This is a genomic window from Paenibacillus tyrphae (genome assembly GCF_000722545.1).
Lineage (GTDB): Bacteria > Bacillota > Bacilli > Paenibacillales > NBRC-103111 > Paenibacillus_G > Paenibacillus_G tyrfis.
In genome coordinates, this window is record NZ_JNVM01000028.1 from 1 (window position 1) to 25680 (window position 25680).

1 protein-coding gene is annotated in these 25680 nt (G+C 60.7%); it reads left to right on the top strand.

The window, feature by feature from the left end; all coding sequences use genetic code 11:
* A partial coding sequence (locus ET33_RS27580; protein WP_036689871.1) for a non-ribosomal peptide synthetase occupies positions 1 to 25568 on the top strand: 25568 nt, incomplete at its 5' end.
* Positions 25569 to 25680: the final 112 nt, after the last annotated feature.

Consider the following 25680-nt stretch of genomic DNA (forward strand, 5'->3'; position numbering starts at 1 on the left):
GGGATTACGACATTACGGTGTTTGAATCGACACCGGCGCTGATTGTACCGTTTATGCAGCATATTGCGGATCATGGTCTCGACATCAGCTCGATGGAGCTGCTGATTACGAGCTCGGACAGCTGCAGCGTGACGGATTACCGGGTGCTGCAGGAGCGGTTCGGGTCGTCCATGCGGATCATCAACGCGTACGGGGTAACGGAAGCGGCGATCGATTCGAGCTACTACGACGAGCCTTTGTCGAAGCTGCCCGAGACGGGCAGCGTGCCGATCGGGCAGGCGTGGCTGAATGCGCGGTTCTACATCGTAGACGCGCAACTGCATCCGGTGCCGGTGGGCGTGCTGGGCGAGCTGTTCATCGGCGGAGCCGGAGTAGCGCGAGGCTACTTGAACCGACCGGAGCTGACGGCGGAGAAATTCGTGCCGAACCCGTTCGTGCCGGGCGAGCGATTGTACCGTACGGGCGACCTGGCGCGGTGGATGGAAGACGGCAACGTGGACTTCATCGGCCGGATCGACCATCAGGTGAAAATTCGGGGGTACCGGATCGAACTGGGCGAGATCGAAACGGCGATGCTGCGCTTCGCGGGCGTGCGTCAGGCAGTGGTGATCGACCGGACGGACGAGCGGGGACAAAAATATTTGGCGGGCTACGCGGCAGGAGACGAAGCGCTAAGCGTAGAGGAGCTGCAGGCGTATCTGGAGCAAAGCCTGCCGTCGCATATGGTGCCGGCGCGGATGATGAAGCTGGAGCGGTTGCCGCTGACGCCGAACGGCAAGGTAGACCGCAAAGCGCTGCCGGAGCCGGAAGGCGCAGTGCGCACGGGAGCGGCGTATGCAGCGCCGAAGACGGCGGCGGAGCAGACGCTGGCGATGGTATGGCAGGCCGTGCTGGGCGTAGAGAAGGTCGGCATCCTGGACAACTTCTTCGAGCTGGGCGGCGATTCGATCAAAGCGCTGCAAGTGGCATCGCGACTGCTGCAAGCCGGCTACAAGCTGGTGATGAAGGACTTGTTCAGCTATCCGACAGTGGCGGCGCTGAGTCCGCATCTTCAAACGTCCGGCAAGCTGGCGAGCCAGGAAGCCGTAACCGGAGACGTGGAGCTGACGCCGATCCAGCGGTGGTTCTTCGGGCAGCAGCCGGCCGACGCACATCACAGCAACCAGTCGGTCATGCTGTACCGCAAGGAAGGCTTCGACGAAGCGGCGCTGCGCGTGACGATGCGGAAGATTGCCGAGCATCACGACGCGCTGCGCATGGTGTTCCGTTTACAGGGGAATACCGGCAGCGGCTATGCGGCATGGAACCGCAGCGTGGACGAAGGCGAGCTGTTCGGCCTGGAAGTGCTGGACTTTAGCAGTGCAATGGATATCGCGGAAGCAGTCGAAGCGAAAGCGACGGAAATTCAAGGCAGCATCGACCTTGAACACGGACCGCTCATGAAGCTGGGGCTGTTCCGCTGCGCCGACGGTGACCATCTGCTGATCGCGATTCACCATCTGGTAGTCGACGGGGTGTCGTGGCGCATTTTGTTCGAGGATATTGCGACAGGGTACGAACAGGCGCTGCGCGGAGAAGCGATCCGTCTGCCGCACAAAACGGATTCGTTCCGGACGTGGGCGGAGCAACTGTCGCGCTATGAGAGCAGCCCGGCGATGGAGCAGGAGCGGGCGTATTGGCAGCAAATTGAACGAACCGACTATACTCCGCTGCCGAAGGATAACGCGGAGGCCAAACCGCTGCTGAAAGAAAGCGACGTCGTGACGGTACGCTGGACGGCGGAGGAAACGGAGCAGCTGCTCAAGCAGGCGCACCGGGCATATCGCACGGAAATGAACGACCTGCTGCTGACGGCGCTGGGAATGGCTGTAAGCGAATGGTCGGGTCTGGATCGCGTGCCGGTCAACCTGGAGGGCCATGGACGGGAAGAGATTATCCCGGATGTGGACGTTTCGCGGACTGTGGGCTGGTTTACAAGCCAATTCCCGGTTGTGCTGGAGACGGGACAAGATGAGTCCGTCGGACAGCGGATCAAGCGGGTGAAGGAAGGACTCCGCCACATTCCGAACAAAGGGATCGGGTACGGCATCCTGCGGTATTTGTCCGCGCCGCAAGAGGGCGTGAAGTTTGCCGTCGAGCCGGAAATCAGCTTCAATTATCTCGGCCAATTCGATCAGGATTATAAAGACAACGAATTAGAGTCTTCGGCTTATTCCGGCGGTTTATCCATCAGTGAAAATGCCGCCTTGGATTTTGCATTGGATATGAACGGGATGGTGTCGGAGGGCGAGCTTGTTTTAACGATCCTGTACGGCACGACCCAGTACCGCCGGGAAACGGTGGAGCGGCTGGGCGGGCTGCTGCAGTCCAGCCTGCGGGAGATCATCGCGCACTGCGTGGCGAAAGAGCGGCCGGAACTGACGCCGAGCGACGTTCTATTCAAGGGGCTGACCTTGGAGGAGCTGGAGCGGTTGGCCGAACAGACCCAAGAGCATGGCGAACTGGAGAACGTATACGCGCTCTCGCCGATGCAGAAGGGCATGCTGTTCCACAGCCTGATGGATGCGGAATCGGGAGTCTATTTCGAGCAGGCGTCGTTTGATCTGCAAGGCAGCTTCGATGTCGGCGTGTTCGGCAAGAGTCTGGAGCTGCTGGTGCAAAGGCACGGAGTGCTGCGGACGAATTTCTACACCGGCTGGAGGGACGAACCGTTGCAGGTCGTCTACCGGAACCGGGGCAGCGAATTCCTCGTTCGCGACCTGCGTGATATGGAGGAAGCGGAGCGCGCAGCGGCTGTCGAGGCCTTCACGCGGGACGATAAGGTCCGGGGCTTCGATCTGGCGGACGATTCGTTGATGCGTGTAGCGATTTTGCGGACCGGCGAGGAAACGTACCGCTTTGTTTGGAGCTTCCATCATATTTTGATGGACGGCTGGTGCTGGTCTTTGGTCACGAGCGAAGTGTTCCGCATCTACTTTGCGCTCAGCGCGAACCGGGAGCCGGAGCTTCTCCCCGTACCGTCTTACAGCGAATATATTGCATGGCTGGAACGTCAGGATCAGGCAGAGGCGTCCCGCTACTGGAGCGGCTATTTGGCCGGATACGAGGAGCAAACGACGCTGCCGAAGGGCAACCCGCAGGAAAAAGCGGGCTACGCGTCCGCTGACCTGGAATTCGATCTGGGACGGGAATTGACTGGGCGGATCAACCGGATTGCTCAGCAGCATCAGGTCACGATCAGCACGCTGATGCAGACCGTTTGGGGGCTCCTGCTCCAAAAATACAACGGCAGCCGGGACGTCGTGTTCGGCAATGTCGTCTCCGGGCGGCCGGAGGACATTCCGAACGTCGAAAACATAGTCGGACTGTTCATCAATACAGTTCCGGTGCGTATCCGCTGCGAGGCCGAATCTACCTTTGCAGAAGTGATGGCGTGGAATCAGGAGCAGTCGATCGCTTCCCATGCCTACGATACGTATCCGCTCTATGAGATTCAGGCGCTCACAGAGCAAAAGCAGGATTTGATCAGTCACATCATGATTTTCGAGAACTATCCGATGGAGGAACAGCTTGAGCAATTAGGCGAGGACGGGGCAAGCTTTACGATCAAGGGCATCGAGTCGGTCGAGCAGACGAACTACGACTTGAACCTTGTCATCCTGCCGGGCGAATCGATCCATATTTTCTACGGATACAATGCACTGGCGTTCGATCGTGCCGATATCGAGCAGATGTACGGGCATCTCGTCTATGTGCTGGAGCAAATCGCGGCGAATCCGCAGATCCGCGTCAGCGAGCTGGAAGTGGTGACGACGCAGGAAGAAGCGCAGATCAACAAAGTGTTCAACGCGACGGCGGCGAACTCCCCGCGGGAGCAGACGATTCACGGCTTGATCGAAGCGCAGGCAGAGCGGACGCCGGACCAGACCGCCGTCTACTTCGAAGGCGAGCGGTTGACGTACCGCGAGCTGAACGAGCGGGCGAACCGGCTGGCGCGTACGCTGCGGGACCGCGGCGTAACGAAGGACCGTCTCGTCGGACTGATGACCGAACGGTCGCTGGATCTGATCGTCGGCATCGTTGGCATCCTGAAAGCCGGGGGCGCGTATGTGCCGATCGATCCGGAATATCCGGAGGAGCGCATCCGCTATATGCTGGACGATTCGGGCACCGAGCTGCTGCTTCTGCAAAGCCATTTACGGGATCGCGTCGCGTTCGCAGGGACCGTCATGGAGCTGGATGCGGCGGACGTGTACAGCGAAGACGGCTCGAACCTGGCGCCGGTGTCGGGACCGGACGATTTGGCTTATGTCATCTATACGTCGGGAACGACGGGCAAGCCGAAAGGGGTCATGGTCGAGCACCACGGATTGTGCAACCTGAAGACATACTATGATCATACGCTGCACATCGGGCTGCAGGATAAAATCCTCCAGTTCGCAAGCTACTCGTTCGACGCCGCTTGCTGGGAGTTTTTCCAGGCGTTGTTCTGCGGAGCGGTGCTGTATATCCCGACGTCGCAGACCATCCAGAACTACCGGTTGTTTGAGGACTATATGGCCGAGCACGGCATCACCGTCGCGGCGCTGCCGCCGACCTATGCGGTTTATTTGGACCCGGACCGCATGCCAAGCCTGCGCATCCTATTTACGGCCGGCTCGGCTTCCTCGACGGAGCTGATCCAGAAGTGGAAAGACCGGGTGATGTACTACAACGGGTACGGCCCGACGGAAAACTCCATAGCGACGTCTATCTGGCCGGTCTCGACGGACCCGATGGCGGATCGGATGATTTCGATCGGCCGTCCGGTTCCGAACCACCGCGTCTACATGGTGGACCCGTACGGACATTTGCTGCCGGTCGGCGTGGCCGGAGAGCTGTGTATCGCGGGAGCGGGACTTGCCCGGGGCTACCTGCACCGTCCGGAGCTCACGGCGGAGAAGTTCGTCATGAGCCGGTTCGCGGAAGGCGAGCGGATGTACCGGACCGGGGATCTGGCGCGCTGGATGCCGGACGGCAAGATCGAGTATTTGGGCCGGATCGACCATCAGGTCAAAATTCGCGGCTACCGGATCGAGCTGGGCGAGGTAGAGGCGCAGATTATGAAGGCGGCGTCCGTGCAGGAAACGATCGTGATCGCGCGTGAGGACGCGTCCGGGCAAAATCAGCTGTGCGCGTACTTCGTGGCGGACCGGGAGCTGGCCGTGAGCGAGCTGAGAAGCGCGCTGGCGGCGGAGCTGCCGAACTACATGGTGCCGTCGTACTTCGTGCAGCTGGAGCAAATGCCGCTGACGCCGAACGGCAAAATCGACCGCAAGGCGCTGCCCGCGCCGGAGGAAAGCTTGCAGGGCGGAGCGGCCTTTACGACGCCGCGCACGGCAATGGAGCAGACGCTCGTCTCAGTATGGCAGGCCGTGCTGGGGTCGGAACGGATCGGGATTTTGGACAATTTCTTCGATCTCGGGGGCGACTCGATCAAGGCGATTCAGGTGGCTTCCCGATTGCTGCAATCGGGCTACAAGCTGGAGATGAAAAACTTGTTCGCGCACCCGACCGTCGCCGAGCTTAGCGGCTATGTGCAGCTGGCCGGCCGGATAGCGGATCAAGGGGATGTCCGCGGAGAAGTGAAGCCGACGCCGATTCTGCACTGGTTCTTCGAGCAGCGGTTTGCCGAGCCGCATCATTTTAACCAGGCCGTTATGCTTCACCATGAGCAGGGTTTTGACGAAGCGGCGCTCCGTCAGGCGGCAACGAAGCTTGCGGAGCATCATGACGCGCTGCGCATCGTGGTGCACGAGAACGGCAGCGGACAGTTTACCGTGTTGAACCGCAGCGTCGGCGAGGGCGAGTTGTACAGTCTGGACGTCGTCGACTTCCGGGGACAAACGGACTTCGCGGAAGCGCTCGAAGCGAAAGCGAGCGAAATCCAAAGCGGCATCGACCTGAGCGAAGGGCCGCTCATGAAGCTGGGGCTGTTCCGCTGTGACGACGGAGACCACCTGCTGATCGCCATTCACCATTTGGCGGTGGACGGGGTATCGTGGCGTATTTTGTTCGAGGATCTGGCGACAGGCTATGAGCAAGCGGTCAAAGGCGAGGCGAGCCGCCTCCCGCAGAAGACGGATTCCTTCCGGACCTGGGCGGAGCAGTTGACGCACTATGCGAACAGCCCGGCCATGGACCGCGAACGTGAATACTGGCGGCAAATCGCGCAAACGGAACAGCTTCCGCTGCCGAAGGATCACGCTGCGAGCGGACAGGCGGCGATGGCCTTCCGGGATAGCGAGACCGTCACAGCGCAATGGACGGCTGAGGAAACGGAGCAGCTGCTGAAGCAGGCGAACCGCGCGTACAACACGGAAGTGAACGATCTGCTGCTGACGGCGCTCGGCATGGCGGTTCATGCCTGGACCAGCATGGAACGGGTGCTCGTCAATCTGGAAGGGCACGGCCGCGAAGCGATCCTGCCGGAGCTCGACATTACGCGCACCGTCGGCTGGTTTACGAGCCAGTACCCGGTCGTGGTTGATGCAGGAGCAGGCCGGAACGTATCGCAATCGATCAAGCGGGTGAAGGAAGGGCTGCGCCGCATTCCGAACAAGGGAATCGGCTACGGCATCCTGCGCTATTTGTCCGACCGCCGGGAAGGTGACAGCTTCGGAGTCGAGCCGGAAATCAGCTTCAACTATCTGGGGCAATTCGATCAGGACGCGCAGCACAGCGCGATACGGGTTTCGCCGTATGCAGGCGGCGAATCGGTGAGCGGCAGCACCGTAATCAGGCATGCGCTGAATGTCAGCGGGATGATTTCGAACGGTGCGCTCTCGCTGGATCTCCGTTATGACGGTCAAATGTACCGGAAGGAGACCATGGAGAAGCTGGCCGGATTGCTGAAAGCAAGCCTGAGGGAAGTGCTAGCGCATTGCGTGGCACAAGAACGGTCGGAGCTGACGCCGAGTGATGTCCTGTTCCAAGAGCTGACGGTGGAAGAGCTGGACGCGATTGCGGAACAAACCCGCCATGTAGGCGAAATCGAGAACGTGTACGCGCTGACGCCGATGCAAAAGGGGATGCTTTTCCACAGCCTGATGGAGCCGGACTCGGGAGCGTACTTCCAGCAAGCCGCCTTCGACTTGCTCGGAGATTTCGACGCCGGTCTGTTCGTCCGGAGCTTGGATCTGCTCACGGCGCGGCACGAAGCGCTGCGTACGAACTTCTACACCGGCTGGAAGGAAGAGCCGCTGCAGATCGTTTACCGCCATAAGAGCAGCGAAGTATGCGTGGAAGACCTGCGCGGCATGGGAGAAGCCGAGCGGGAGGCGTATATTGCCGAGTTCACGAACCGTGACAAAGCCCGGGGCTTCGATCTTGCGCAGGACGCCTTGATGCGCGTGTCCATTCTGCGCACCGGTGAAACGGCCTACCGTTTTATCTGGAGCTTCCATCATATCGTGATGGACGGCTGGTGCTTGTCACTGGTGACGAGCGAAGTATTCGGCGCTTACTACGCGCTGGCGGAGCAGCGTCAGCCGGAGTTTGCCGAAGTCACTCCGTTCAGCCGCTACATCGAGTGGCTGGAACGGCAGGACGTTCGGGAAGCGGCAGCGTACTGGAAAAATTATTTGGCTGGATACGAGCAGCAGACGCTGCTGCCGAAAGCCGGTTCGGAACAGGGGCAGGCGGAAGGCTATACACCGGAGCAGCTGACCTGCGAGCTCGGCAAAGAGCTGAGCGAGCGGATGAACCGGGCTGCGAAGCAGGACCAGGTGACGATCAATACGCTGATGCAAACCGCTTGGGGCGTGCTTTTGCAGAAGTACAACAACAACCGCGACGTCGTGTTTGGCAGCGTCGTATCGGGACGTCCGGCGGATATTGCGGGCGTGGAAAGCATGATCGGGCTGTTCATCAACACGATTCCGGTCCGCATTCAAACCGAAGCGGAAACGACCTTCGCGGAAGCGATGAGAAGAACGCAGGAGCAAGCGCTCCGCTCGGGCGGCTACGATACGTTCCCGCTCTACGAGATTCAGGCGCTGACCGAGCAGAAGCAGGACTTGATCAACCATATTATCGTATTTGAAAACTTCCCGGTGGAGCAGCAGGTGGAACAGCTTGGAGACGGCGGACAGGCTGCCTTTGCCATCGCGAACGTCGAAATCGCGGAGCAAACGAACTACGATCTGGACCTGATTGTTATGCCGGAAGAATCGATTCAAGTCGTATTCCGCTACAACGCGCGGGTATACGATCAGGCGACGATCGACCGGATGCGCGGACATCTGGTCCGCATCATGGAGCAGGCGGTGGCCGATCCGAACGTTCCGGTGAGCGGGCTGGAGCTGGCGACAGCCGAAGAACAAGCGCAGATTTTACACGTCTGGGGCGATACGGACGCCGACTATCCGAAGGACAAGACGCTTCACGCGCTGTTCGAGGAACAAGCGGAGCGGACGCCGGACCGGATAGCCGTGGTGTTTGAGGACGAGCAGTTGACCTACCGCGAGCTGAACGAGCGGGCAAATCAGTTGGCGCGTACGCTGCGGGCCGAAGGCGTGCAGCCGGATCAACCTGTAGGCATCCTGATCGAGCGCTCGCTGGAGATGATTGTGGGCATCTACGGCATTCTAAAGGCCGGAGGCGCGTATGTGCCGATTGATCCGGAATATCCGGAGGAGCGCATCCGCTACATGCTGGACGATTCGGAAGCGCAGCTATTGCTGACGCTGAGCCATTTGCGGGATCGCGTTGCGTTCGGCGGTAAAACGTTGGAGCTGGACGATGCGGCGGTTTATGACGCGAACGGTTCGAACCTGGAGCCGGCCGCAGGACCGACTCATTTGGCCTACGTCATCTACACGTCGGGCTCGACCGGCAAGCCGAAAGGGGTCATGATCGAGCATCATTCGGTCCTCAACCGGATTTTGTGGATGCATGAAAAATATCCGATCGGCGAAGCGGATACCATTTTGCAGAAAACGACGTTTACGTTCGACGTATCGGTGTGGGAACTGTTCTGGTGGTCGCTGGTCGGCTCGAAAATGTGCTTGCTGTCCGTCGGCGGCGAAAAGAGCCCGGAACGCCTCCTGGAGGCGATCGCCCGCTATGGCGTCACCACGATGCACTTCGTGCCTGCCATGCTGCACGCTTTCCTGGAATATGCCGAAGAGCAGCCGGCCGAATGGCTTCGCGGGAAGCTGGGGACGCTGCGTCAAGTGTTTGCGAGCGGCGAAGCGCTGCCGGCGCAGCACGTGGCCCGCTTCCAGCAAGCGGTCGCTTCGATTCGCGGGGCGAGACTGATCAACCTGTACGGTCCGACGGAAGCGACGGTCGACGTTTCGTACTTCGACTGCGAGCCGGACGGCGAGTACCCGATGGTGCCGATCGGCAAGCCGATTTATAACACCCGGTTGTACATCGTGGAGGAAGGAACGACCCGACTGCAGCCGATCGGTGTGGCGGGAGAGCTGTGTATCGCCGGCGTCAACGTGGCGCGAGGCTACTTGAACCGGTCGGAGCTGACCGCCGAGAAGTTTGTGCCGAACCCGTTCGTCCCGGGCGAGCGGATGTACCGGACGGGAGACCTGGCGCGGTGGATGCCGGACGGCAACATCGAATATTTGGGCCGGATCGACCACCAGGTCAAAATCCGCGGCTACCGGATCGAGCTGGGCGAGGTGGAAGCGCACGTGTTGAGCGCGGAAGCCGTGCAGGAAGCGGTCGTGGTCGCGCGGGAAGACGGAGCGGGCCAAAAGCTGCTCTGCGCGTACTTCGTGGCGGACCGCGAGGTAGCGGCGAGCGAGCTAAGAAGTGCGTTGTCAGCGGAGCTGCCGAATTACATGGTACCGTCGTACTTCGTACAGCTGCCGTCCATGCCGCTATCGCCGAACGGCAAAATCGACCGCAAGGCGCTGCCGGCGCCGGAAGGAAGCGTGCAGACGGGCGTGGATTATGTCGCGCCGCGGACGTGGGTGGAAGCGAAGCTGGTGCAGATTTGGCAGGAGGTGCTGGGCGCTGCGCATGTCGGGGTGAAGGAAAACTTCTTCGACATCGGCGGACATTCGCTGCGGGCCACGACGCTGGCTTCGAAGATTCACAAAGAGCTGAACAAGCAGCTGCCGCTGCGCAGCATCTTCGAGTATCCGACGGTCGAGCAGCTGGCGCGGGTGATCGAAGAGATGGAGCAGGTGGCATATGCGTCGATTCCGGTAACGGCTGAAAGCGAGTACTACCCGGCATCATCGGCGCAGAAGCGGCTGTATGTGCTGAACCAGCTCGAAGGCGAGGCGCTCAGCTACAACATGCCGTCGGTGTTGACGGTGGAAGGACCGCTTGACCGCGGGCGGGTGGAAGAAGCGTTCCGCGGGCTGATTGCGCGTCACGAGACACTGCGGACCGGCTTTAAGCTGATCGACGGCGAGCCGGTGCAGCAGGTGGTTGCCGCCGAAGACGTGCCGTTCCGCCTGGAGGTTGTGCGGGCGGACGAGAATGGAGCGGAAGCGCATATCCGCCGTTTCGTGCGGCCGTTCGATCTGGAGCAGGCGCCGCTGCTGCGCGCAGGCTTGATCGAGCTTGGCCCGGACCGTCATCTGCTGATGCTGGACATGCATCACATCATCTCTGACGGCGTGTCGATGGGCGTGCTGACCGACGAATTCGTGCGGTTGTACGGAGGCGAGGAGCTTGCGCCGCTGCGGATACAGTACAAGGATTACGCAGCGTGGCAGCAGGCGGACGTGCACGGCGAGTGGATGAAGCGGCAGGAAGCGTACTGGCTGGACGTGTTCCGCGGGGAACTCCCGGTGCTGGACCTGCCGACGGATTATGTCAGACCGGCGGTGCGCAGCTTCGAGGGCGAAACGGTAACGTTCACCCTCGGCCAGGCCGGAAGCGAGCAGCTCCGGCAGTTGGCGGCGCAAACCGGCTCGACGCTGTATATGGTGCTGCTGGCGGCTTACATGACGCTGCTGCACAAATATACCGGGCAGGAAGACGTCGTCGTGGGCACGCCGATTGCAGGCCGTCCTCATGCGGATCTGGAGCCGGTGATCGGGATGTTCGTCAACACGCTGGCGCTGCGGAGCTACCCGGCAGGCGAGAAGACGTTCCTCGGGTATTTGCAGGAAATCAAGGAGCATGCGCTTAAGGCGTACGAGCACCAGGATTATCCGTTCGAGGAGCTGGTCGAGAAGCTGCAAGTGAAGCGGGACATGAGCCGCAGTCCGTTGTTCGACACGATGTTCGTGCTGCAAAATACGGAGGAAGGCGAACTGGGTATCGAAGGCTTGACGTTTAAGCCTTACCCGAGCGGCCATGACGCGGTGAAGTTCGACTTGACGCTCAATGCCGCCGAAGCGGAGGATGAGCTGCAGTTCAGCCTCCGCTATGCCGGAGCGCTGTACAAGCGTGAAACGGTGGAACGGATGGCGGGCCACTTCGTCCGGCTGCTGGAAGCCATTGCGGATAGCCCGCAGGCGAAGCTGGCGGAGCTGGAGATGATCACGCCGGAGGAAGCTGCTCAGCTTCAGACGGAGTTTAACGATACGGCGGATGACCGTTATCCGCAAAACAAGCCGCTGTATGCGGTCTTCGAGGAGCAGGTCGAGCGGACGCCGGACCGGATAGCCGTGGTGTTCGAGGATGAACAGCTGACCTACGGCGAGCTGAACGAGCGGGCAAACCGTGTGGCTCGCGTGCTGCGGGCGCATGGGGTGACGGCGGATCAGCCGGTGGCGATGCTGGTGGAGCGGTCGCCGGAGATGATCGTCGGGATGCTGGCGGTGCTGAAGGCGGGCGGCGCGTATGTGCCGATCGATCCGCAGCATCCGGAGGACCGGATCTGCTTCGTGCTGGAGGACAGCAGAGCAAGGCTGCTGCTGACGCAAAGCTGGCAGCAGGCCAAAGCGGTGGAGTTCCGAGGCGAGGTATTGTGCCTGGACGAAGTGTGGCTGTACGATGGCCCGGCGGAGCATGGCGCGAACCTGGAGCCGGTGTCTACCGCGAACAATCTGGCGTACCTGATCTACACGTCAGGGACGACAGGGCAGCCGAAAGGGGTCATGATCGAGCAGCGGAGCGTGGTGAACTTTACGCTGAGCTTGTTCGAGCCGATCTATGCGGCGCATCCGGAGTACCGGAATATGGCGCAGCTGGCGCCGTACGTATTCGACATGTCGGTGAAGCCGATCTACGGAGCGCTGCTGCTGGGCTTGACGCTGCACATCGTGCCGGAAGAGACGCGGATGGACGGGGACAAGCTGCTGAAGTTTTTCAGCGAGCATGCCATTGACATCACGGATGCGACGCCGACGTATTTGGCTATCTTGGTGCAGGCGACTGCGGCCAGCGGCGGCGCGGCCGGGGCGAAGCATTACGTGATCGGCGGCGAGGCGCTGACGACGAAAGTCGTGAAGTCGTTCTGGTCGACGTTCGGCGGGCAGGTGAAGCTCACGAACGTGTACGGACCGACGGAGTGCACGGTGGACTCGACGATCTACGAGGTCGAACCGCAGCGTATCGCCGAACTGGCGGACACGGTGCCGATCGGGCGTCCGCTGCCGAACCAGAAGATTTGGATTCTCGATGCGGAGCAGCGGTTGGTGCCGATCGGGGTGGCAGGCGAGCTGCACATCAGCGGAGCAGGTGTGGCACGCGGTTACAACCGGAGACCGGAGCTGAAGGGAGAGAAGTTCGTGCCGAATCCGTACGAGATTGGCGGACGGATGTACAAGACGGGCGACTTGGCCCGCTGGCTGCCGGACGGCACGGTCGAATATATGGGCCGGATCGACCATCAGGTGAAAATCCGGGGGTACCGGATCGAGCTGGGCGAGGTGGAAAGCGGCTTGATGAGCGTGGCTGCGGTCCGCGAAGCGGTAGTGATCGCGAGGGAAAACGAAAGCGGCGAGAAAGACCTGTGCGCGTATTACGTCGCGGACGAGCCGCTTGCTGCGGTTGAGCTCCGTGGCGAACTGGCTGCGAAGCTGCCGGGATACATGATCCCGTCGTACTTCGTGCAGGTGGAGCGGATGCCGCTGACGCCGAACGGCAAGCTGGACCGCAAAGCGCTGCCGGCGCCAGAAGGCGGCCTCGAAACGGGCACGGCGTATGTGGCGCCGCGGACGGCGCTGGAAGCGAAGCTGGCACAAATCTGGCAGGACGTGCTGAAGCTTCCGAGAGTCGGCGTGCAGGACAACTTCTTCGACATCGGCGGACAGTCGCTGCGGGCGACGACGCTGGTGGCGAAAATGCATCAGGAGCTGCAGGTCAAAGTGCCACTGCGCGATGTGTTCCATTACCCGACGGTCGAGCAGTTGGCGCAGTCCATCGCAGGAATGGAGCAGGACGTTGATACGGCAATCCCGCAAGCCAGCCCAAGAGCGTATTATCCGGTATCCTCGGCTCAAAAACGGATGTACGTTTTAAGCCAGCTGGAAGGCGGAGATACGAGCTACAACATGCCGGGCGTCACGCTCGTGGAAGGGCGTCTGGACCGCGGAAGACTCGAAGATGCGTTCCGCAAGCTAATTGTTCGTCATGAGACGCTTCGTACCGGCTTCGAGCTGGCAGACGGCGATGTCGTGCAGCGGATTTACGAGAATGCAGACTTTGCCGTGGAGTACAAGGCGGCAAGCGAAGAGGAAGCGGAAACGCATATCCGCGAATTCGTGCGGCCGTTCGATTTGGAGCAGGCGCCGCTGCTGCGGGTAGGCTTGATCGAGCTTGGCCCGGAACGTCATCTGCTGCTGTACGACATGCATCACATCGTTTCGGACGGCGTCTCGATGGGCGTGCTGATCAAGGAGTTCGTGCAGTTGTATGAGGGCGAAGCGCTGCCGCCGCTGAGCGTGCAGTACAAGGACTATGCGGTCTGGCAGCATGCGGAAAAAGCCGGCGAGCGGATGAAAAAGCAGGAAACGTACTGGCTGGACGTCTTTAGCGGCGAAATCCCCGTGCTCCATATGCCGACCGATTATGCGAGACCGGCTGTACAGCGTTTTGAAGGCGCGCGGTTTGACTTTATCGTCGGTCAAGCGGCTCGCGATGGGCTGAAGCGGCTTGCCGCGCAAACCGGATCGACCCTGCACATGGTGCTGCTGGCCGTTTATAAAACGCTGCTGCACAAATATACAGGGCAGGAAGACCTTATCGTCGGCACGCCGATTGCGGGAAGGCCGCATGCTGATCTGGCAAGCTTGATCGGCGTGTTCATAGGCACGCTGGCGCTGCGCAGCCATCCGACGGACGAGAAGAATTTTATGGACTATTTGCTGGAAATCAAGGAGCAGGCACTTGGGGCTTACGAGCATCAGGACTATCCGTTCGAGGAACTGGTTGAGAAGCTCAACCTGACCCGGGATATGAGCCGTAATCCGCTGTTCGACACGATGTTCGAATTGAAGACGCTGGAGCAGGTGGAGCTGAGCATTGCGGGGCTCGATTTCAAGCCTTACTCAAGCGAGAGCGCGTCGGCGAAGTTCGATCTGACACTGGATGCGCTGGAACGGGAGGAAGGACTGCAGTGCAGCATCGAGTATAGCACCGCGCTGTACAAGCGGGGAACAGTCGAGAGGCTGGCGAATCACTTTGTCCGGCTGATCGACTCGATTGTTGGCAATCCGCAAGCGAAGCTGTCGACGCTGGAGATGATCACACCGGAAGAGCGGACGATGCTGGTGGACGGCTTCGGCAGCGTGGGCGCAAGGCGTCGCCCAGCCTCCGAGCTGGCAGATTATGCACCGGAGCAAACGTTCCACGCATGCTTCGAGGCGCAAGCGGAACTTGTGCCGGAGCGGACGGCGGTCGTGTATGCCGGAGAGCAGCTGACGTACCGCGAGCTGAACGAGCGCGCGAACCGGCTGGCCCGGACGCTGCAAGCGCGCGGGATCGGGCGGAAGTCGATCGTCGGCATTCTGGCCGACCGTTCGACGGACTTGCTCGTCGCCGTGTTGGCCGTGTGGAAAGCGGGCGGCGCGTACGTACCGCTTGACCCGGACTATCCGTCCGAGCGGATTGGGTTTATGCTGCGGGACAGCGGAGCGGCCGTGCTGCTAACGCAAACGCATTTGCAGGAGCGCGCGCAGGCGTGGCTGGCCGAAGGCCATGCGCTGGAGGCGGTGCTGTGCCTGGACGACGAAACGTCGTTCACCGAGGACGCGTCCAACGTGCCGAACTCGAACGAGCCGGGCGACCTCGCTTACGTGATCTACACGTCGGGGACGACGGGACAGCCAAAAGGCGTCATGATCGAGCACCGCAGCTTGGTCAACACGGCGGCGGCTTACCGCCGGGATTACCGTCTTGACCAGTTCCCGGTGCGGCTGCTGCAGCTGGCGAGCTTCTCGTTCGACGTGTTCGTCGGGGATATCGCGCGGACGCTGTATAACGGCGGGATGATGGTCATCTGCCCGAAAGAAGACCGGATCGACCCGACACGTCTGCACGGTTGGATACGGGATTACGGCATTACGGTGTTCGAATCGACACCGGCGCTGATTTTACCGTTTATGCAGCATATCGCGGATCACGGTCTTGACATTGGCTCGATGGAGCTGCTAATTACGAGCTCGGACAGCTGCAGCGTGACGGATTACCGGGTGCTGCAGGAGCGTTTCGGGTCGTCCATGCGGATTATCAATGCATACGGGGTAACGGAAGCGGCGATCGATTCGAGCTACTACGACGAGCCTTTGTCGAAGCTTCCGGAGACGGGCAGCGTGCCGATCGGGCAGGCGTGGCTGAATGCGCGGTTCTACATCGTGGACGCGCAGCTGCATCCGGTGCCGGTGGGCGTGCTGGGCGAGCTGTGCATCGGCGGAGCCGGAGTAGCGCGAGGCTATTTGAACCGACCGGAGCTGACGGCGGAGAAATTCGTGCCGAATCCGTTCGTGCCGGGCGAGCGATTGTACCGTACGGGCGACTTGGCGCGGTGGATGGAAGACGGCAACGTGGATTTCATCGGCCGGATCGACCATCAGGTGAAAATTCGCGGCTACCGGATTGAGCTGGGCGAGATCGAAACGGCGATGCTGCGTTTCACCGGGGTACGTCAGGCAGTGGTGATCGACCGGACGGACGAGCGGGGACAAAAATATTTGGCGGGCTACGCGGCAGGAGACGAAACGCTAAGCGTAGAGGAGCTGCAGGCGTATCTGGAGCAAAGCCTGCCGTCGCATATGGTGCCAGCACGGATGATGAAGCTGGAGCGGTTGCCGCTGACGCCGAACGGCAAAGTGGACCGCAAAGCGCTGCCGGAGCCGGAAGGCGCGGTGCGAGCGGGAGCGGCGTATGCAGCGCCGAAGACGGCGGCGGAGCAGACGCTGGCAGCGGTATGGCAGGCCGTGCTGGGCGTAGAGAAGGTCGGCATCCTGGACAACTTCTTCGAGCTGGGCGGCGATTCGATCAAAGCGCTGCAGGTGGCTTCGCGTTTGCTGCAAGCCGGTTACAAGCTTGACATGAAGGATTTGTTCGCCTACCCGACCGTGGCCGACCTAAGCCGCCGCGTCCGGTCTGCGACCCGCATGACGGATCAAAGCGAAGTCGTTGGAGAAATGAAGCTGACGCCGGTTCAGCTCTGGTTCTTTGAGCAGCAGCTGGCCGACGCGCATCATCATAACCAGTCGGTTATGCTGTACCGCAAGGAAGGCTTCGACGAAGCGGCGCTGCGCGTGACGATGAAGAAGATCGGCGAGCATCACGACGCGCTGCGTACGGTATTCCGGGCAACCGACAGCGGCTATGCCGTTTGGAGCCGGGGGACCGATGAAGGCGATCTTTTCAGCCTCGACGTGTCGGATTTCAGCGGCGAGGCGGACATCGCGGCAGCTGTGGAAGCGAAAGCGAACGAAATTCAGAGCGGCATCGACCTCGGTAACGGACCGCTCATGAAGCTCGGGCTGTTCCATTGCCCGGACGGCGATCACCTGCTGATTGCGATCCACCATTTGGTGGTCGACGGGGTGTCGTGGCGCATTTTGTTCGAGGACATTGCGACCGGGTACGAGCAGGCTGTCCGCGGAGAAGCGATCCGCTTCCCGCACAAAACGGATTCGTTCCGGACGTGGGCGGAGCAGCTTGCGCTCTATGCAAACGGACCGGCGATGGAACGCGAACGGGCGTATTGGCAGCAAATCGAACGGGCCGACTATCGTCCGCTGCCGAAAGATGTTCTCGGCGAACAATCGCTCAACCGGGACAGCGAGACTGTCGCGGCCGCCTGGACGCCGCAGGAGACGGAGCTGCTGCTGAAGAAGGCCCACCGCGCCTACGGTACGGAAATGAACGACCTGCTGCTGACGGCGCTCGGCATGGCCGTGCACGAATGGAGCGGCATCGAGCAGGTGCTGGTGAATCTGGAAGGCCATGGCCGCGAGGCCATCCTCCCCGAGCTCGACATCACGCGCACCATCGGCTGGTTTACAAGCCAGTTCCCGGTCGTGCTCGACATGGGCCAAGGCAAGGACGTAGCGCAGCGGATCAAGCGGGTCAAGGAAGGGCTGCACCGCATCCCGCAAAAAGGAATTGGCTACGGCGTCCTGAGATACTTGTCTGCGCGGAGGGAAGACGACGTCTTCGTCACTGAGCCGGAAATCAGCTTCAACTATTTGGGGCAATTCGATCAGGACGTACAAAGCAGCGCCATCGGGATATCGCCTTATCCGGCGGGCGCGGAGCTCAGCCAAAACGCGGCCAAGCAGTACGCGCTCGACATCAACGGACTCGTTTCGGAAGGCGCGCTGCAGCTGACGATCCGCTACAGCGGCAAGGAGTACCGCCGGGAAACGATGGAGCGGCTGGCCGGGCTGCTGGAGGAAAGCTTGCGGACCGTCATCACCCACTGCGCGGCGAAAGAACGGCCGGAGCTGACGCCAAGCGACGTCCTGCTCAAGGGATTGACCATTGAGGAACTGGAGCAGCTGGCGGAACGCACCCAAGCGATCGGAGAGATGGCGAACGTCTATGCGCTCACGCCGATGCAAAAAGGCATGCTGTTCCACAGCCTGCTGGACGCACAATCGGGAGCTTACTTCGAGCAAACGACGTTTGAACTACGCGGACGCTTGGATGTTCGGATTTTTGAGAACAGCCTGAATCTGTTGCTGCAAAGGCATGAAATTTTCCGGACGAACTTCCTCATCGGATGGAAGGACCAGCCGGTGCAGGCCGTCTTCCGCAGCAAGGATAACGGTTTCGCCTATATGAATCTGTGCGACATGAACGAGACCGAACGCGCCGCTTACCTCGATACGTTTATTCGCGAGGACCGGGTCCGAGGGTTCGATCTGGAAAAAGATCCGTTGATGCGCGTGTCGGTTCTGCGGACGGGTGAAGAGGCGTATCGATTCGTGTGGAGCTCGCACCATATTTTGATGGATGGCTGGTGCGTGGCGCTGATGACCGGCGAAGTATTCGAAAGCTACTTCGCGCTCATACAGCACAAGCAGCCTGAGCTGGCTCCCGTTACGCCGTACAGCCAATACATCGAATGGCTGGAGGCGCAGGATGCGGAAGAAGCCGCGCGTTATTGGAGCGGCTATCTGGCCGGCTACGAGCAGCAGACGCTGCTGCCGACCGGCAAGCCGCAGGTTAAGACCGAAGGGCAGCAGTTCGAGACGTTGTTCTGCGACCTCGGCAAGCCGCTAACCGGCAAGATCGATCAACTTGCCAAACAGCACCGGGTGACGCTTCATACGCTGCTGCAAACCGTATGGGGACTGCTGCTTCATAAATACAATGGCAGCAAGGATGCCGTGTTCGGCAGCGTTGTATCGGGGCGTCCGGCAGAAATTCCGGGAATCGAGAACATGATCGGATTGTTCATCAATACGATTCCGGTGCGCGTCCGCTGCGAGGCGGAAGAGCGGTTCGCGGACGTCATGCGAAGAGGTCAGGAGCAGGCGATTGCTTCCCAGGCTTACGAAACGTATCCGCTCTACGAGATTCAGGCGCTGACGGATCAGAGGCAAGACCTGGTCAATCATATTATGGTCTTTGAAAACTATCCTGTGGAAGAACGGGTGGAACAGCTCGGAAACGCCGAGCGCGACCAATTCGAGATCGTCGACGCGCAAATGGTCGAGCAGACGAACTATGACTTCAATCTGCTTGTCATGCCGGGTGAAGCGGTCAAGCTCCGTTTCGAATACAATGCGCTTGTGTACGACCGGGCGAGCATCGAACGGATGCAGCATCATTTCATCCGTGTGCTGGAGCAAATCGCGGCGAATCCGCAAATCCGCGTCAGCGATCTGGAAGTGGTGACGCCGCAGGAGCAAGCGCAGATCGTCGACGTATTCAACGCGACAGCGGCGGACTATCCGCAGGAGCAGACGATTCACGGCTTGATCGAAGCGCAGGCGGAGCGTACGCCGGATCACACCGCCGTCTACTTCGAAGGCGAGCGGCTGACTTACCGCGAGCTGAACGAACGGACGAACCGGCTGGCGCGCACGCTGCGGGACCGCGGCGTAACGAAGGACCGTCTCGTCGGGTTGATGACCGAACGGTCGCTGGACCTGATCGTCGGCATCGTCGGCATCCTGAAAGCCGGGGGCGCATATGTGCCGATCGATCCGGAATATCCGGAGGAGCGGATCCGTTATATGCTGGACGATTCTGGCACGGAGCTGCTGCTTCTACAAAGTGGGCTTCGGGATCGCGTCGCGTTCGAGGGGACGATCGTGGAGCTGGATGCGGCGGACGCGTACAGCGAAGACGGCTCGAACTTGACGCCGGTGTCGGGACCGGACGATTTGGCTTATGTCATCTACACGTCGGGAACGACGGGCAAGCCGAAAGGGGTCATGGTCGAGCACCACGGATTGTGCAACCTGAAAACGTACTTCGACCATACGCTGCATATCGGGCCGAACGACAAAGTCGTACAATTCGCGAGCTATTCGTTCGACGCTTCTTGCTGGGAGTTTTTCCAAGCGTTGTTCTTCGGAGCGACATTATATATCCCGACGTCGCAGACGATCCTGAACTACGAGTGGTTTGAGAAGTATATGGCCGGACACGGCATCACCGTGGCGACACTGCCGCCGACCTATGCGGTCTATCTCGATCCCGATCATATGCCGGACCTGCGCATTCTGTTCACGGCCGGTTCCGCTTCTTCGGCGGAATTGGTGCAAAAATGGAAAGATCGGGTGATGTACTACAACGGATACGGCCCGACGGAGAACTCCGTAGCGACGTCCGTATGGCCGGTATCCGCTGATCCGATGGCGAGCGCGATAATCTCGATCGGCCGCCCGATTCCGAACCACCGCGTCTACATGGTGGACCCGCACGGGCACTTATTGCCGATCGGCGTAGCCGGAGAGCTGTACGTCGCGGGAGCGGGTCTTGCCCGGGGTTACCTGCACCGTCCGGAGCTGACGGCGGAGAAGTTCGTCATGAGCCGGTTCGCGGAAGGCGAGCGGATGTACCGGACCGGGGACCTGGCGCGATGGATGCCGGACGGCAACATCGAATATTTGGGCCGGATCGACCATCAAGTCAAAATCCGCGGCTACCGGATCGAACTGGGTGAGGTAGAGGCGCAGATTATGAAGGCCGCATCCGCCGTCCAAGAAACGATCGTGATCGCGCGGGAAGACGCATCCGGGCAAAATCAGCTCTGCGCGTACTTCGTGGCGGACCGTGAGGTAGCGGTGAGCGAGCTGAGAAGCGTGCTGGCAACGGAACTGCCGAACTACATGGTGCCGTCGTACTTCGTGCAGCTGGAGCAAATGCCGCTGACGCCGAACGGCAAAATCGACCGCAAGGCGCTGCCGGCGCCGGAGGGAAGCGTGCAGACGGGCGTGGACTATGTCGCGCCGCGGACGTGGGTGGAAGCGAAGCTGGTGCAGATTTGGCAGGAGGTGCTAGGGGCTGCGCATGTCGGGGTGAAGGAAAACTTCTTCGACATCGGCGGGCACTCGCTCCGGGCCACGACGCTGGCTTCGAAAATTCACAAAGAGCTGAACAAGCAACTGCCGCTGCGCAGCATTTTTGAGTATCCGACGGTCGAGCAGCTGGCGCGGATGATCGAAGAGATGGAGCAGGTGGCATATGCGTCGATTCCGGTGACGGCTGAAAGCGAGTACTACCCGACATCATCGGCGCAGAAGCGGCTGTATGTGCTGAACCAGCTGGAAGGCGAGGCGCTCAGCTACAATATGCCGTCGGTGTTGACGGTGGAAGGACCGCTTGACCGCGGGCGGGTGGAAGAAGCGTTCCGCGGGCTGATTGCGCGGCACGAGACGCTGCGGACCGGCTTTAAGCTGATCGACGGCGAGCCGGTGCAGCAGGTGGTTGCCGCGGAAGAGGTGCCGTTCCGCCTGGAGGTTGCGCGGGCGGACGAGAATGAAGCGGAAGCGCATATCCGCCGCTTCGTGCGGCCGTTCGATCTGGAACAGGCGCCGCTACTGCGCGCAGGCTTGATCGAGCTGGGGGCGGACCGTCATCTGCTGATGCTGGACATGCATCACATCATCTCTGACGGCGTGTCGATGGGCGTACTGACCGACGAATTCGTGCGGTTGTACGGAGGCGAGGAGCTTGCGCTGCTGCGGATACAGTACAAGGATTACGCAGCGTGGCAGCAGGCGGACGTGCACGGCGAGTGGATGAAGCGGCAGGAAGCGTACTGGCTGGACGTGTTCCGCGGGGAACTCCCGGTGCTGGACCTGCCGACGGATTACGTCAGACCGGCGGTGCGCAGCTTCGAGGGTGACACGGTGACATTCACCCTCGGCCAAGCCGGAAGCGAGCAGCTCCGGCAGCTTGCGGCGCAAACCGGCTCGACGCTGTATATGGTGCTGCTGGCGGCTTACATGACGCTGCTGCACAAATATACCGGACAGGAAGACGTCGTCGTGGGCACGCCGATTGCAGGCCGTCCGCACGCCGATCTGGAGCCGGTGATCGGGATGTTCGTCAACACGCTGGCGCTGCGGAGCTATCCGGCGGGCGAGAAGACATTCCTCGGCTATTTGCAGGAAATCAAGGAGCATGCGCTTAAGGCGTACGAGCACCAGGATTATCCGTTCGAGGAGCTGGTCGAGAAGCTGCAAGTGAAGCGGGACATGAGCCGCAGTCCGCTGTTCGACACGATGTTCGTGCTGCAAAATACGGAGGAAGGCGAACTGGGTATCGAAGGCTTGACGTTTAAGCCTTACCCGAGCGGCCATGACGCGGTGAAGTTCGACTTGACGCTCAATGCCGCCGAGGCGGAGGATGAGCTGCAGTTCAGCCTCCGGTATGCCGGAGCGCTGTACAAGCGCGAAACGGTGGAACGGATGGCGGGCCACTTCGTCCGGCTACTGGAAACCATTGGTGACAGCCCGCAGGCGAAGCTGGCGGAGCTGGAGATGATCACGCCGGAGGAAGCTGCTCAGCTTCAGTCGGAGTTTAACGATACGGCGGATGACCGATATCCGCAAAACAAAACGCTGTATGCGGTCTTCGAGGAGCAGGTCGAGCGCTCGCGGGAGCGGGTGGCGGTCGTCTTTGAAGGCCAAGAGCTGACCTACGGCGAGCTGAACGAGCGGGCGAACCGTGTGGCTCGCGTGCTGCGGGCGCATGGGGTGACGGCGGATCAGCCGGTAGCGATGCTGGTGGAGCGGTCGCCGGAGATGATCGTGGGGATGCTGGCGGTGCTAAAAGCGGGCGGCGCGTATGTGCCGATCGATCCGCAGCATCCGGAGGACCGGATCCGTTTCGTGCTGGAGGACAGCGGAGCAAGGCTGCTGCTGACGCAAAGCTGGCAGCAGGCCAAAGCGGTGGAGTTTCGAGGCGAGGTATTGTGCCTGGACGAAGCGTGGCTGTATGATGGCCCGGAGGAGCATGGCGCGAACCTGGAGCCGGTGTCCACTGCGAACAATCTGGCATACCTGATCTACACGTCGGGGACGACAGGCCAGCCGAAAGGGGTCATGATCGAGCAGCGGAGCGTGGTGAACTTTACGCTGAGCTTGTTCGAGCCGATCTATGCGGCGCATCCGGAGTACCGGAACATGGCGCAGCTGGCGCCGTACGTGTTTGACATGTCGGTGAAGCCGATCTACGGGGCGCTGCTGCTGGGCTTGACGCTGCACATCGTGCCGGAAGAGACGCGGATGGACGGGGACAAGCTGCTGAAGTTTTTCCAGGAGCACGCCATCGACATCACGGATGCGACGCCGACGTATTTGGCGATTCTGGTGCAGGCAGCTGCGGCCAGCGGCGGCGCGGTCGGTGCGAAGCACTATGTGATCGGCGGCGAGGCGCTGACGACGAAGGTCGTGAAGTCGTTCTGGTCGACATTCGGCGAGCAGGTAAAGCTCACGAACGTGTACGGACCGACGGAGTGCACGGTGGACTCGACGATCTACGAGGTCGAACCGCAGCGTATCGTCGAACTGGCGGACACGGTGCCGATCGGGCGTCCGCTGCCGAACCAGAAGATTTGGATTCTCGATGCGGAGCAGCGGTTGGTGCCGATCGGGGTGGCAGGCGAGCTACACATCAGCGGAGCAGGTGTGGCACGCGGATACAATCGGAGGCCGGAGCTGACGAAAGAGAAGTTCGTGCCGAATCCGTACGGGATTGGCGGACAGATGTACAAGACGGGCGACTTGGCTCGCTGGCTGCCGGACGGCACGGTCGAATATATGGGCCGGATCGACCATCAGGTGAAAATCCGGGGGTACCGGATTGAGCTGGGCGAGGTGGAAAGCGGCTTGATGAGCGTGGCTGCGGTCCGCGAAGCGGTAGTGATCGCGAGGGAAAACGAAAGCGGCGAGAAAGACCTGTGCGCGTATTACGTCGCGGACGAGCCGCTTGCCGCGGTTGAGCTCCGTGGCGAACTGGCCGCGAAGCTGCCGGGATACATGATCCCGTCGTACTTCGTGCAGGTGGAGCGGATGCCGCTGACGCCGAACGGCAAGCTGGACCGCAAAGCGCTGCCTGAGCCGGAAGGCGGAGTCGAAACGGGCACGGTGTATGTAGCGCCGCGGACGGCGCTGGAAGCGAAGCTGGCGCAAATCTGGCAGGACGTGCTGAAGCTTCCGAGAGTCGGCGTGCAGGACAATTTCTTCGACATCGGCGGACAGTCGCTGCGGGCGACGACGCTGGTAGCGAAAATGCACCAAGAGCTGCAGGTCAAGGTACCGCTGCGCGACGTGTTCCATTACCCGACGGTCGAGCAGTTGGCGCAGTCCATCGCAGGGATGGAGCAGGATGCTTATACCTTCATTCCGGCAGCCGACAAGCGCGAGTATTATCCGGCTTCCTCCGCGCAGAAACGGTTGTACATGCTGAGCCATGTGCAAGGCGGAGAGACCAGCTACAACATGCCGGGCGTAATGAAGGTCGAAGGGCCTCTTGACCGCCATAAGCTGGAAGACGCATTCCGCAAGCTGATCGCCCGCCATGAGACATTGCGCACTGGCTTTGAAATGGCGGACGGCGAGGTCATCCAGCGAATCTACGAGGATGTGGAATTTGCCCTTGAGTATGTAAGGGCAAGCGCTGGGGAAGCGGACGAGCATATCGGACGGTTCGTCCGGCCGTTCGATCTGGAGCAGGCGCCGCTGCTGCGGGCAGGCCTGATCGAGCTTGAGCCGGAACGGCATATTTTGATGTACGATATGCACCATCTGATTTCGGATGGCGTTTCGGCGGGAATTATCGTGCAAGAGCTTGCGCAGCTGTACGAAGGCGAAGAGCTGTCGCCGCTGCGGATTCAGTATAAGGATTACGCCGTATGGCAGCAGCAGGAGACGCAGAGCGAGCGTTACCTGCGGCGCGAGAACTACTGGCTTGAAACATTAGCGGGCGAACTGCCCGTGCTCGAGCTGCCGGTCGCTTACCCGAGACTTCCGGTACGGAGCTTCGAAGGCGCGCTGCTCGACTTTGCCGTCGAGCCGGTTGTGGCGGCGTCGCTGCAGCGGCTAGCGGCGGACACTGGCAGCACCATGTATATGGTGCTCATGGCGGCCTACACGGTCCTGCTCTCCAAGTACAGCGGGCAGGAGGATCTGATCGTCGGCACGCCGGTTGCCGGCCGGTTGTCGGCGGAGCTGGAGCCGCTTATCGGGATGTTCGTGGGAACGTTGGCGATCCGCAACTATCCGCGGAAGGACAGAACGTTCTACGAATATTTGCTGGAGGTCAAGGAGCGTACGCTGCAAGCGTTCGAGCACCAGGACTATCCGTTCGAGGAACTGGTGGAAAAGCTCAAGGTGAAGCGGGACGCGAGCCGCAATCCGGTGTTTGACACGATGTTTATCGTGCGCAACATGGAAACGCAGGAGGCGAAGCTCGACAAGCTTTCCTTCACCCCGTACGAACAGGATCACACCACGGCCAAATTTGATCTGACCTTGTCGATGGGCGCGGAAGAAGGCGAGATTCGAGGATCGTTCGAGTATTGCACCAAGCTGTTCGGCAAGAGCGTCATCGAACGGTTAACCGGCGATTTCTTGACGATTTTGTCCGAGATCGGCGCGAATCCAGAACTGACCTTGAGCGAGATTAGCGTATCGGGTCACGTGAAGCCGAAAGCGGATGTACTGGATTCGATCGACTTTGTGTTCTGATTGCACTTAAACACGAATGTATCTTCTTCGAAAAGGCCTCGATAAAAAGTTTTTCTTATAAGCGAGCCCCGTTTCCCTTGCGGCGGGGCCGTTTATCCCGGCTTTACGAGTG